This is a genomic window from Paraglaciecola sp. (assembly GCF_039943935.1).
Classification (GTDB): Bacteria; Pseudomonadota; Gammaproteobacteria; order Enterobacterales; family Alteromonadaceae; genus Paraglaciecola.
The window spans coordinates 292,103-304,886 of the sequence record NZ_JBDUZQ010000023.1; the positions used below are offsets into that span (position 1 = coordinate 292,103).

The 12,784-nt window shown below is 39.1% G+C and carries 9 protein-coding genes; 2 read left to right on the forward strand and 7 right to left on the reverse strand.

Annotated features, from left to right (window positions below; genetic code table 11):
* Positions 1-171: 171 nt before the first annotated feature.
* The 4 genes from ABJD71_RS16120 to ABJD71_RS16135 form a co-directional block, all read right to left on the reverse strand.
* Positions 172-1,179: a 2OG-Fe(II) oxygenase family protein gene (locus ABJD71_RS16120; protein WP_348171722.1), complete on the reverse strand. Its 1,008-nt coding sequence runs from the start codon at positions 1,177-1,179 to the stop codon at positions 172-174.
* A 128-nt stretch (positions 1,180-1,307) separates the two neighbouring features.
* Positions 1,308-2,090: an ABC transporter permease gene (locus ABJD71_RS16125; protein ID WP_348171725.1), complete on the reverse strand. Its 783-nt coding sequence runs from the start codon at positions 2,088-2,090 to the stop codon at positions 1,308-1,310.
* On the reverse strand, positions 2,080-2,886 hold the full coding sequence (locus ABJD71_RS16130; RefSeq protein ID WP_348171728.1) for an ABC transporter ATP-binding protein: 807 nt from the start codon (positions 2,884-2,886) through the stop codon (positions 2,080-2,082). The genes ABJD71_RS16125 and ABJD71_RS16130 overlap by 11 nt, the downstream gene beginning before the upstream one ends.
* A gap of 2 nt (positions 2,887-2,888) precedes the next feature.
* Positions 2,889-3,941 (reverse strand): ABC transporter substrate-binding protein, encoded by a 1,053-nt coding sequence (locus ABJD71_RS16135; protein WP_348171731.1) that lies wholly within the window; start codon positions 3,939-3,941, stop codon positions 2,889-2,891.
* Positions 3,942-4,483: 542 nt separating this feature from the next.
* Between ABJD71_RS16135 and ABJD71_RS16140 the strand changes: the two genes are divergently transcribed.
* Positions 4,484-5,884: an amidohydrolase family protein gene (locus ABJD71_RS16140; RefSeq protein WP_348171734.1), complete on the forward strand. Its 1,401-nt coding sequence runs from the start codon at positions 4,484-4,486 to the stop codon at positions 5,882-5,884.
* Between the two features lie 84 nt (positions 5,885-5,968).
* Here ABJD71_RS16140 and ABJD71_RS16145 read toward each other — a convergent pair whose 3' ends face one another.
* The 3 genes from ABJD71_RS16145 to ABJD71_RS16155 all read right to left on the reverse strand — a co-directional run bounded on the left by ABJD71_RS16145 (position 5,969) and on the right by ABJD71_RS16155 (position 11,110).
* Positions 5,969-8,635 (reverse strand): M14 family zinc carboxypeptidase, encoded by a 2,667-nt coding sequence (locus ABJD71_RS16145; RefSeq protein ID WP_348171737.1) that lies wholly within the window; start codon positions 8,633-8,635, stop codon positions 5,969-5,971.
* 91 nt (positions 8,636-8,726) lie between these two features.
* Complete coding sequence (locus tag ABJD71_RS16150) at positions 8,727-10,178, reverse strand: hypothetical protein (RefSeq protein ID WP_348171740.1); 1,452 nt, start codon at positions 10,176-10,178, stop codon at positions 8,727-8,729.
* Positions 10,178-11,110 carry a sugar-transfer associated ATP-grasp domain-containing protein gene (locus tag ABJD71_RS16155; protein ID WP_348171743.1) on the reverse strand — a complete coding sequence of 311 codons (933 nt, stop codon included), beginning with the start codon at positions 11,108-11,110 and terminating at the stop codon, positions 10,178-10,180. The genes ABJD71_RS16150 and ABJD71_RS16155 overlap by 1 nt, the downstream gene beginning before the upstream one ends.
* A gap of 406 nt (positions 11,111-11,516) precedes the next feature.
* Between ABJD71_RS16155 and ABJD71_RS16160 the strand changes: the two genes are divergently transcribed.
* Positions 11,517-12,620, forward strand: coding sequence for a M20 family metallopeptidase (locus tag ABJD71_RS16160; protein WP_348171746.1), 1,104 nt, complete (start codon positions 11,517-11,519; stop codon positions 12,618-12,620).
* Positions 12,621-12,784: the final 164 nt, after the last annotated feature.

Consider the following 12,784-nt stretch of genomic DNA (forward strand, 5'->3'; position numbering starts at 1 on the left):
ATTAAAGTGGTCGGTTTAATTAGAGCAGAGCAGTATTCAACGCTGTAATCAGTGAGCAAAGTAACCGTCGTAATGCTAGTCGATACAACGGCAAATTGTTTGTTGGCAATCGCGTGGTGTTTTAACTCGCGATAGTTGTTGTTTTTTGTTGATACTAATTGTTTTGAAACTTTAATCACTAAAGTTTGCAGCAATTCGCATTTTTAAATACTCTTCTGCACTTATGGGAGGGTAGGTTTTTTTAGGGCCTTGAATTATGATATTTTTGTTGGCTTGACAGAAAAAAGCCATACTATAACGTGGAGTTTTATATTCTCCTTTATTTGGCATTCTTACTCGATGTAGTGTTGATTTGAGCTGGTCGTCACTCCAGCGCATTAACATGTCTCCTATGTTACAAGTGATCACATCATCCAAAGCTTCTACTTCACACCATGATTGATGGGTTGAAGCATCTTTTCCCGCACATACTTGCAATCCTGCTTGTCCCTTCTTTTGAAATACCATAGTCAAGCAGTCATAGTCTGTGTGCGCACCGGCACGCCATGTATTTTCAGGTAATTCAGTGTTTTCGGGTATTGGTAAGTAATGTAATAATCTTAAGGTACTTTGATAATCTGGTTGACTGCGGTCGTGGGCGTTTCTAAAAAAATCTCTTTCAAATCCAAGCTTGTAAGCAAAGCATTGTAAAACCCTCATTCCTAGTTCCCAAGATTGATGTTCTAGGGCGGTAATATTATTTTGGAAGGTCGCCATTTGATCAGTGGTAGGCCATAATCCCTGCATACGTGGGAGGGTGACTTGATATGATTCTTTTTGGTCGGCAACACCTGTAGAAGGGCGCACTTGTTCCATATATTCCCAACCCGCATTGGTTCCATTTTTTAGTGGATATTGGCTCTTAATCGGTTTTGGTAGGTCAAAAAAAGCTTTAGATTCAGCAAACCCTTGGGTGATACTAGAGTGTGGTAGGCCGTGATTCACTAGTTGAAAAAATCCTACTTCAGTAGCTGCATCCCATAATTGATTAGCTATATCTTCAAAACGATTTTCAAACTCAGTTAAATCAATTTTAGGAATGCTGACTTCTTGCATATCAGACTTTACTTGGCTAAATGCAGCTTCTAGCTGTAATTCTTGAAGCTCGTAATTAGATTGCTTTGTTTCTGTTTTTTTCATTTTTACTCTCTTAAGTTTATGTAATAAGAGCAATGCTGACCTTACCAGCGCTTCTACTCTGGTTGCCATTTATCATGGCGTGAAAATGGCTGATAAAATATATTGGTTATAAACCAATATATTTAGTGTCAGAATCTGTCTTTCGGTAAGCTCCAACGAAAAAACAAATATTGAATCAACTGAACTGTTTTAAATAATAACAAGCTTAATGTAGATAAAAGTAGCAGGGCTGCAAAAGCTTGGGGGATTTTAAAATATGAAGTAGAAAATTGTACAAAGTAACCTAGCCCTTGTTCAGCTGCGACAAATTCAGCCACCACTGCCCCGATGATCGCTAAGGTTATAGCGACTTTCATACCACTAAATATATGAGGTACAGCATAAGGTAAGCGAATATGCCACACCTCTTTTATTGCAGATGCTTTTAGAGATTTCGATAACTCTATCAACTCTTGAGGTGTTGACATCATGCCTGTAGTTGCAGATACCACCAAAGGGAAGAAGGTAATTAGACAAGTAATGGCCAGTCTTGGGGCTTCACCAGCCCCCATTATGACCACTAATAACGGAGCGATAGCAACAACAGGAGTCGATTGAATGACAACCAAAATCGGATATAAAGTTTTAGTGAGAAACTTAGACTTAACCATGAATATAGCCAGTGGCAAGCTAATGAATAATGATAAACAAAATCCCAGTATAGCAACCCTTAACGTTGCCCATAAATGTATGCCCCAACGAGAAAACTCGACGTCCATAAATGCACGGTAAATTACTGACGGTGCAGGTAAAAGAAAATTTGGAACATCAAATATTCTAACGGTAACTTCCCAGATTGGTATGAGAGCGAGTAACGTAACTACAGGAAGAAATTTACTAATGGATAAGTTGACTTTGTGTTTAATCATCATTCTCACCCGAATAAGAAGATTGAACATTGGCGTTTGGATGATAAATTAACTGACGAATATGGTCAGTGTAAGCGCTAAATCTTGAGGTGCTAATGGTATTTAACGTTCTAGGCCTAGGTAAGTTAATGGTTAAATCTTCAATTATTTGCGCAGGCCTTGGGCTCAACACTAACACTTTGTCGGCTAATAAAACTGCTTCGGATATTGAATGAGTAATAAAGAGTACTGTTTTGGGCTTTTGTCTCCAAATATCTAATAACTCAAACCCCATTTGTTCCCTAGTCAAGGCATCTAAGGCTGAAAAAGGCTCATCCATTATTAGGATTTCTGGATCCATTAGTAGTGCGCGAGCAATGCCAACTCTTTGTTGCATTCCACCCGATAGTTGATCTGGCAAATGCTCAGAAAATTCTGTTAAGCCCACCATATCTAACATGGCTAATGCAGACTCTTTATCTTTACGAGATACACGGCCTTGTTTATATTGAATAGGGAATAATGTGTTTTGTAGTACGTTTTTCCATGGCAGGAGGGTTGGCTTTTGAAACACTATACCAGTGTTGGACTGTGGCCCAGAAACGGGGTAGTCGTAGATAGAAACCTGCCCTTTTGTTGCTGTAAATAAACCAGATAATAATCTAAGTAATGTGGACTTTCCGCACCCAGAAGGGCCTAATACTGCTACAAACTCTCCTTGTTTGATTGTAAAATTTATATTTTCTAAGGCACAAACTGGCTTTCCGGCCTCTGTCTCGTAAGTATGGCCAACATCTTTAAAAGTAACGTGGGGAAGCATGTTTATTTATTCTCTACTTCAAATTCTTCTGTTGTCCCTTCACCATGTATCCCGATTGGAGCCATTGCATCCATAAAACTGCGATTAATAGCCGTTTCAGGCTCTATGGCGTCTAACGCAAAACCCTGAGATTGAGCTACGTAAGACCAAGATGTTGCCAATCGTTGTGAGTTAATAATACCTAAACCATGGGCGTCACTTGCATCGTTATACACTAGACTACGTATATTAATTATAGTGTCTAAGGCGATTTGAGTATCAACTTCAGGCACCAATTTATGCACAATGTCAGCTGATTCTTGGGGGTAAGCCCAGGTGTACTCTATGGCTTTTTGAAAGGCAATTAAAAAACGTTTAGCGACGTCTGGTTTAGCGTTTAGAAACTTATCAGTACCTACAATCACAGTGGAATAAAACTCTAAACCAGCGTCATACCAGGGCATTACATGAAGCTCTTTACCAACAGTGGCCACTTGTGATTGATACTTTACTGTATCGGTCATCCACGAAATAATTACATCGGTATTACCCGTAGCCAACATAGGCCCCAAGGCGCCAGCGTCTACTTTCATGATGCGGATACTATCTTCAGGTATGTTATTTAAATTTAGTAGCAGAGGTAAAAAAACCACAGATGAGCTAAAAGCTGAGGTAGCGACTCGTTTTCCTTTAACATCTGCAACTGAGCCAATACCGGAGTCTTTTAAAGAGAAAAATGCGTGGGGCGCTTTACTAAACACACTCATTATTGCTGAAACTGCTAACGGCTCTCTAGCTTTTGCAGCAAGTAAAGAAGATAGATCAGCGTAACCTAAGTCTGCGATACCAACACCTAATTTAGTCAGTGAGTCTGATGAACCTTTACCGTGTGAAATTTTAACTTTTATATTTTGTTCTTTGAAAAAACCTTTGCCAATGGCAACGTATAGTGGCGCTTTATCGCCACCTGGTAACCAATCTAGTTGAAAGGTGACTTCATCCATTTTTGCTCCATGAGAAGTAGCACAGAAAAAACATAAAGCTAAAATAACGCGGGGAAAATGCACTTTTTTCATTGTTGACCTCATTACAAACTAAGAAAAGACAGAGCCATGACTGTTATATGTCTGATGATAAAAAATGATTTCACGGAGGGTAAACAATGAGAGTTATAAATTATTTTATTCAACATACTCACACCCCAGTCAGTTAAATCACACTAACTAAACGTTGCGAGCAATGTCCTAGCGTAATAAAGATGTATACACACCCATATTTGTCACCTGACAGCTTCTACTCAAAGTTTATGAAATGATTTCACTACATAAAATGACCCATTTAGGGAAATCATTATCATGAGGTTTATAGCAGGTAGTGTGCCAAATACTATGTTTACTTAAATCGTTATGTTTACAGGTTATTGATGATGATTTGACTTTCATTGGTGCATTACCTTTGTGCAATTAGGGCACTTCGCCCCAAAAGTAATCATTAGTTTTGTGATTACGAATGCACTTTGCCTCTTTGCCGATATTCGATATAGTCAGATTTTTAGCTTGATACAATTTAGTCGTTAATATGTAACTAGTCGTTAGCGGTAAACCCCAAGGAATATTTTTTGAATTACCTTATTAAAAATGCGGCTGGGATTGTGGCGCTTTCCTCTGTAAGACCTGCAGATAAGCTTCAATTGCAATCACATGATATCGCGTCAGATATACGTATAAGCCAGGGCTTTATTAGTGAAATAGGGCAAGGGTTAGTGGCACGGAAAAATGAGACCCTTATTAATGCAACTAATTGTATTGCCTATCCTGGCCTAATAAACACTCATCATCATTTAGCTCAAAGTGTGCTTAAAGGAATTCCTGCGGGGTTAAATACCCGTTTGGGGGATTGGTTAGCTGCTGTACCATACAGGTTTTGGCCACATATAGATGCGCAACTTATGTACGACGCGGCAACATTGGGGCTGGCCGAGTTGTTACGCTCTGGTGCTACAACCTGTTGTGACCATCATTATTTATATCACGCATCTGTTAGCCCTGAAATTGAAGATGCACTTTGGCAAGCGGCCAGTGATATTGGTATGCGCTTGGTACTATGCCGTGGGGGAGCAACATCTATTGGGAGCCATAAGGGATTACAAGGAGGGTCTATTCAACCTGAAACCGTAACGAAAATGGTGAGCCGTCTTGATGATACTCGGTCTCGCTATCATCAAGTAGGTGCCAACGCAATGAGGCGTTTAGTGGTTGCTCCTACTAGTTTAATTCACAGTACTCAACCTGAAGATTTAAAAGTACTGGCGGCATATGCTAGAAGCAATAGTTTAAAAATGCATTCTCACTTACTAGAAGTGGATTTTGATGAGCAGCAGTCACGCACTTTATATGGTAAATCAGCGGTGCAATATGCTGAAGAGTGTGAATGGCTGGGCAAAGATGTATGGTTTGCGCATTTGGTAAAGGCCTCTACGCAAGATATTAATTTGTTAGCTAGAACTGGCACTAGTATCAGTCATTGTCCTACTTCTAATTGTCGCCTTGGCAGCGGTATAGCGCCTGTGATTGCCATGGAAAACTCTGGAATGAATATCACATTGGGCGTGGATGGCTCGGCGTCTGCTGAAAACGCCTCTATGATCCAAGAGCTAAACTTAGCTTGGTTGTTACATAGAAGTATTCATGGGCCCGAGGCTACCAGTGCAGAGCAAATAGTGAAGTGGGGGAGTCAAAATGCGGCAAAGCTTTTAGGGTTAGATGCGATTGGTGAAATAAAGGTCGGTAAAGCGGCAGATATAGTCTTGTTTGATATGAGCCATTATCGTTATTGGGGAAACCATAGCCAAACACTATCTCCTGTTATTGCTGGTGAGCCTGTGTCTGTCAAAACTGCTCTGGTTAATGGAGAAATGGTATTAAGCAACGGCGAAATTAAAGGTATTGACCTAGATAAAGTTCAAAACAGTTTGGTACATGGCTTCGCTAGGTTAAAACAAAAAGTAGGGAATTTTTAATCACTTAAGTGACATACCCAATAAGGTAAACCTTCCTTCTTCAATCATGATGGTTTTGTTAAAGAAGGAAGGAGAGCGAAACTTTTAGCTGTCTAAATAGCTCTCTAAGTCATCACCTTGTTGGCTTTCAACGTCTTCAGGATCTATTTCTATTACAGGGATGGTTTGATCCACAGTAAAGTGAACGCAACTTGGTTGAGAAAAGTTTGGTACGTTATCATAACTAAATACAGCATAATATTTAGGTTTGTTAGGGTTACCAAAGCTATCGTAGGTGTATTCATCTGGCCCACCGTATAACTTTACTCCGTCAAAAGGTGAACGCGGCGGATGAAAACAGTTTCTCACTACAAATGAGCCTACAAAATCAGGATCTTTAGGGTTATCCCAAAGGATTTTAACTTTGTTGTTTTCAATTTTGGTACGAATGTTCGTAGGTGACTCTAGCGGCGTTTTCTTGCGCTCAATATACTCTACTACTAATTTAGGTTGTAAGTTTTCACTAGGACTATTTACCCATTCAACTAATTCATCTTGGCCATCTCTAAAGCCTGAAGTTGCTCGAATTAAAAAGAAACCTTGTTTATTGTCTTGATAGAGGTTCTCTAACTCACCTCGGCTATAACTATCAAAGTCAAAATAATGGGTCTTTTTATTGCGAAGTTCTGCATTGCTGACTTCATAACCAATATATTGAATACTTTCCCTTTGTTTCATACTCTCGAAACTGAGTTCTTCAAAATCAGCCAATTCAACTGTAAATCGAATATCTTTTTTAGGGCCAAGAGAATTGTGATTAGATAACTGTAAGTAGGCATTGGTAATCACTGTTCGTTTAGGATCTGGCATTGAATGCATAGCAAACGCAAGTTGGCCGTATATTTTGTTGCCATCTTTGTCGTATCCAGTTTGTAATTTTCCGGTTACATTACCTTCAGCCATTATGGTATTGATACTAGTTGGCGATATCTCAACTTTATTTGCTTGACGGGTATAGATAATTTCAAGGTTAGGGCGGTAATGTATACCTGAACCAAAGCGGCCATAACCAATGTCAAACTGCATCATTTGAGAGTCTGCGCCATTGGGTAAAGTGGTTGGTCCGTCGATACGCATCAATACTTTCCCAGTTTTTAACTGTTCTTGCAGAATAGCGCGCTCTTTACCGTTTAAAGGCCAATCACTCCACACTCCCTGTGTTACTCTGTCAGATTCTATTGTTTGCCCAGAATGAATGACAGTCGCGTTAGCAATGTCGTTATAATCACGAATATTAGGCACACTGGACGCGTCTAAGAATGAGATCCCCCATTCACCATAGCCTTCTAATTTGGCACTGACTCGGTTCATTGGATACAAGGAGAAACATGCTTCTTTAATTTCTGCGTCGTCGGGTAACCTATCAAGAGAAAATTCGATTACCCCATAACAGGCCCCGCGAGATTTATTTACACCAATAAACAGCGAGTTTAATCCAAAGTGTTCATGGTTTTTTTCTTGGGTATACTGCCCTACGTAACCAATTTGGTTGGCTGGCGGAAACAAGGTCTTACTAAATTGCTCGTGGGCCAATAAAGTTCGAATTTTTACTTCAGGAGCGTATGGGCCTTTTATTTTGGTCTTTAAGGAAACACTACGAATTTTATAAAAATACAATTGCCCACTTTTAAGCTGAATGTCGCTAAAGCTCAAAGATTTAGTGATACCGACTAAATTATCATCAGTACAAGGGCTTTTATGATGAGTATTTCGATAGATTTCAAAATACACATTTGCATCTTCTGTGTATTCCCACTCGAGCATAATACTATTCTCGGTTACTTCAGACATATTGAAGTTATGAGGTCTACTGGGTGCGAGGGCTGAGTAATTTACTGCAGAGCGAAGGGCATGAACCAAGGCTGGTATGTTTTCGTTTACACTCTCAGACATGTTTTCCATATAGTCTGGAATATTTTTGGTACCCACTTCTACAACAGTGGCTAATATGCCCTTACTGTAATAATACTCGCGGCCACTGCCATTGATTAGGTTTGTGGGGGGCTTCCCTCTATGAATTCCGTATTTCCTGCCGGTTACTTTTTCAATTTCAAATGCCATGTTGGCACAAAGGGTATTTAGATCTGTGGTGTCGATTTCAGCTTCGTGATCAAATTTATGTGCGGGGAAAAACACATTCCCTTGGGAGTGGTAATCTAGAGAAACTGTAATATTGCTATGATCTGCTACAAAATCTCTTATAGCTTGGGTTTCTGGCTCTGAAAACGCACTTGGGCCACCATAAATGTTGGATGATGGGTCGCTTCGTTCTTTAAACCTCACACCAAAATTACGATTAAGATCTACGCCATAGGTACCGTCGCCGTTATTTCGGCGATTTTTACGCCAAAATGAAAAGTGGGTGCGGGAATATTCAAAACCATCAGGGTTTAAACAGGGCACTATATAAAGGGTATTTCTGGTTAAAGCATCTTGTAACTTAGGGTTAAACTGATAGTTATCAATTATATATTTAATAAAGCTATTGGCTAGTTCAATGCCTATCCATTCTCGAGCGTGAATAGTACCTGTATATAGTAGCGCAGGTTTCTTGTCGGCATTGTGTACGTCAAGACTAATGGTCGCCAACATAATTGGGCGTCCTTCCCATGTATTACCGATGCTTTGAACTTTTATCAAGTCTGGGTAATCCCGTGCTGCATCGCCTAAAAATGCCATAGTTTCTTTATACGAAAAATACTGTTTTTTCATCTTTTCTCTTAACTATTATTGAGCAATGCTTGGCCGACAGGCCTCATTAACTTCATAGGCGCAAATTAATGCGCCAATACTAGTTCCATAATTATTGAGGTGATGAGTGAATGTATTCTTGCCATGTTTCTAATATGCTGATTACTTTCTTCTCACCAATATTTTTTACTCTGTAAAATTCTTCACCATCACTTTGCAGTGCTTGGTGAATCGTTGGTAAATCTAATGTTTCAAATATTAGTGAAACCTGTTGTTTACCAAAGCCCTTAATACTACCAAAAAATTCGGAGAATGCCTCAGCACTAAACTCAACAGTTTCTACATTTTGCTCATTTTCTACTATCTCTGGCGATTCTTCTGCTTCGTCGGTTATTTTTATAGTCGCGGCTTCAGATGCGTCCAAGGTTCCTGTTTCTTGAGGTGGTGAAACTTTGGCCGTTGTATTCCCTTTGTTTTTTAAATAATTGTCTTGGCGGTTCCAAATATCACTTGGCCACTCTTCATCAGCCATGGCTGTGGTTGCTAATATTGGGTAGTTGTCATCACTGATTTGAGTGAATAATTCTCCGCCATCACAGCTTGGCATGACTTGTTTTCCAAAGGTTATGTGTCGCATTGTACGCAAAACATTGGAACTCATTTTGCTCAACTCTTCCCAATTAAATAATGGAATATAGGGAAGCTTGAACTGACCATTAGAAAACTTCCACATCAGGTATTGGCCAATCCAATCCCTAATGTAAGGAAATGCTGCAAAGGCTGTTGCACACTCTAGAATTCTGTACTTACCGTCTACACCCACCGCTACATCGCAAGCCCAATATTCGGCTTTTGCCGCTTTAGATACCTTAACCGATAAGTCTAATACTTCTTGAGGAACATCTTGGTAATCCATTGAGCCGCCTTGACTGGTATTGGTTAACCATTCTCCTTCCGGTGGGCGACGCCAAAAGGCACATACTGGCTTGTGACCAATAAGCATAACGCGAATGTCTGCTGCCATAGGCAAGAAGTCTTGTAAATAAACGGGGTAGTACTTTTTCTCATCAAGTAAGCTGCTGGCCTCTTTGTAACTATCTACTTTATGTACAAAGTAGCCACCATAATTTGATGGACCATAGGACTTCTTGATTATTTTTGGAAAATTAGTTTGTTTTAAAAAATCGTCAGCTTCTTGTTTTTCGTAAAATATGCGAGTTTTTGGAATAGGGATGTCGTATTTCTCACAAAATAGTGTCACATTTTCTTTTGATTTGTTTGAAAACTGAGTATCGAGTGAGGGTACAAATTGTACATTAGGCAATGCATTACTAATTTCTCTAAAGGTTTCGTAAGCAGTTGCTGGAATATTACCAATTAATATGTCTATCTTTTTTCGTTTTACTTCATTAATAAAACGCTGCTTATCCTTCCGCCAGTGATAAGTGACTATATCTATTTTGTCTGGCCAGCCTTTGAAATTTGACTTGTCAAAAAATCTCAAAACATGATCTAAATACAGCAGACCTATTTTAGGCAATGGTGCTTTTGCATTCTTTTTCATTACTGTTTCTCTTCTACAATTTTGTCGATTAAATTAACAATTTTTTCGATTTTAAGGGCATTAAAATCTAATCCTAATTTTTCTTGTTCTGGTGTAGCGAATGCTGGAATACCGTTTACTTCAAGTACGACATACTCTTCTGTGTCTAGGTCATATAAAAGGTCAACGCCAGCTATTTCTAAGCCTGTAACTTTTGCTGCTTTTATCGCCAACTCAATAATAGCGTCGTCAGGTTGACGTAATATGACAGAGCCGCCACTTGTCACATTTGTTTTCCAGTCATCTTCTGGGGCGCTTCGTCCGTAACAACCCACAAATTCGCCGTCGACCACATCTATGCGGTAATCTGTTTTGTCATAATTGATAAATTTTTCTAAATAGAAATGTTTCATATCCATTCTGTTGAGAAAAGGAATGAGAATATCTAGTGAGCGCTCGTCCTCTATTTTTACTATACCATTTCCACCCCATCCATCGGTAGGTTTATAGACAACGTGGCCTTGCCATTCACGAACTGTGTTTTTTAATAACTGAATGTCTATATGATTAATTAAACGGTAGTCTGCGGTGCGAATGCCAGCTCTGTTTAACATGTGAGCAGTAAGAAATTTGTCTTCTGTGAGGGCGAAAGCTTGGTAGTTATTAATCGTTGGGACTGAACGGCTTAAGGCATTGTATAAGTATACTTGATAGGCTGTTTGCCCCCCAGCATTGTATGAAAAGAAAGCTGATAATTCTTCCATGCAAATTCCATTGCAAACAATTTCCCCGCCATGAGCCGATGCATTAACTAAATCTAAGCTAGGAATAGTCTTTATGTTTTTTTGACTCAAAAGGTCAATGATTTGCCTTTGAATTTCATTGCCACCACTGTTTTGGTACATCCACATACCAATAGTTGGCTCAGACCCAGAACTTGTATTCGAATGCATATAAAACTTCTCCATTAAACTTAATAAGGCCCAGTCAGATTATAAAAAATGGATGTATTCACATCCTTTATTTCTGGGTTTTACAAATGCAGACCAGCAATTTTAGAGCCAAGAGAAAATATGAATTACCACCTAAGCCGTATATTGACAAATTGAAACAAAGAGAATCTAAAGTGTCATACATCATTTACTGAATTAAATTAAATCAAAATAAAATCAATTTAGTTGATAGGTACTATAAGTGTGCATCTATATTAGCCATGTCTGTACTTTGTTGGTGCGTAAACACTTGAAATTTTAACTTTCTAGATCAAAATTCCATAGCTAGCCGATGATAAGTCATGATTATGATGTTGGTATTTCAATTGCTTTACGTTAAGTGTTCACGTTTATTTAAAATGTAGGAGTGACTTTGGACTTTACTGAACTTGCACAAATAATTAACCTCAATTCTTACACTAAAAATAAGTTAGGCGTTGATGAAAATGGGAGAGTATTTACTCGGTGGATGGAGGAGATTGGTTTTAATACAGAGGTCTTTACTAGAGAGGAGATTGGAGACCACCTATTGTTTAAATCACCTATTGTTGAAGGTAAAAAACGGGTTTTACTATTGGGGCATTTAGATACTGTTTTTCCGCCAGGTACCTTTACTGACTTTTCAGAAGATAAAGATTGGGTTTATGGTCCCGGTGTCTGTGATATGAAAGGGGGGAATATTGTTGCGCTAGAAGCCTTACGTAACGTAAATGAGCAGCAAGGTTGTGTTACTAATATTGACATGTTGTTAGTTAGTGATGAAGAAAGTGGTAGTGATGATAGTAAATATTTAAGCGCTGAGTTGGGTGAAAACTATGATATTTGCTTGGTTTTTGAGGCAGCAGGTGTTGACCATGAAGTTGTTATTGCTCGAAAAGGTGTTGGGACTTTTTTTATTAACCTTGAAGGTAAAGCTGCCCATGCTGGTAACCATTATGTGGATGGGTGTAATGCGAATTTAGCGGCCGCACATATGATAATTGCTTTAACAGAATTAACGGACCTAGCAATGGGAACGACAGTCAATGCTGGGAAAATCAGTGGTGGTATAGGCGCAAATACTATTTCACCAAAAGCAGAAATAGTTGTGGAGGTTCGTTATACCCAGAAAAAAGAAAAGGAGCGGCTGTTAGCAAGCTTAGACTTAATATGTGCGAGCCCGGCGGTTGATGGCGTCAAAGCCACTTTGTCTGGGGGAATACAAAGAGATGTGATGCAAAGTTCGCCAAATCAAATGACGTTACTGGCGCAGATTGCAGGTATTTTAGGGTATCCCTTAAAAACTGAAAAGCGAGGTGGAGTAAGTGATGCAAACATTGTTTCATCTGTTGGTGTTGCAACCTTAGATGGTTTTGGTCCATTTGGCGACGGAGACCACACTGTTACAGAGCGCGCAAGTAAAGCTAGTTTTAAAAGACGTATAGATGAGGTGACTAAAATACTGTTAGGTGTGAATGTTGGCCAGTTTTAATTGCGTTAGTTAAACTCTGAGTGTTTATTCCAGTATTCAAACTCGTGAACTAGAATATTTTCTAATTGTATCCAGCTATTAAGCTGGCTACTTTGGATTTTTGGGTAAATTATGATGTGAACAATTTTTAGAAATGAAAACGATTAGGCAATATATTCAGATCT

Excerpts from the sequence above, each read along its gene's own strand:
- ABJD71_RS16130 (WP_348171728.1), bottom strand. The coding sequence starts at position 2,886 with ATGCTTCCCCACGTTACTTTTAAAGATGTTGGCCATACTTACGAGACA.
- ABJD71_RS16120 (WP_348171722.1), bottom strand. The coding sequence starts at position 1,179 with ATGAAAAAAACAGAAACAAAGCAATCTAATTACGAGCTTCAAGAATTA.
- ABJD71_RS16125 (WP_348171725.1), bottom strand. The coding sequence starts at position 2,090 with ATGATGATTAAACACAAAGTCAACTTATCCATTAGTAAATTTCTTCCT.
- ABJD71_RS16155 (WP_348171743.1), bottom strand. The coding sequence starts at position 11,110 with ATGCATTCGAATACAAGTTCTGGGTCTGAGCCAACTATTGGTATGTGG.
- ABJD71_RS16145 (WP_348171737.1), bottom strand. The coding sequence starts at position 8,635 with ATGAAAAAACAGTATTTTTCGTATAAAGAAACTATGGCATTTTTAGGC.
- ABJD71_RS16150 (WP_348171740.1), bottom strand. The coding sequence starts at position 10,178 with ATGAAAAAGAATGCAAAAGCACCATTGCCTAAAATAGGTCTGCTGTAT.
- ABJD71_RS16135 (WP_348171731.1), bottom strand. The coding sequence starts at position 3,941 with ATGAAAAAAGTGCATTTTCCCCGCGTTATTTTAGCTTTATGTTTTTTC.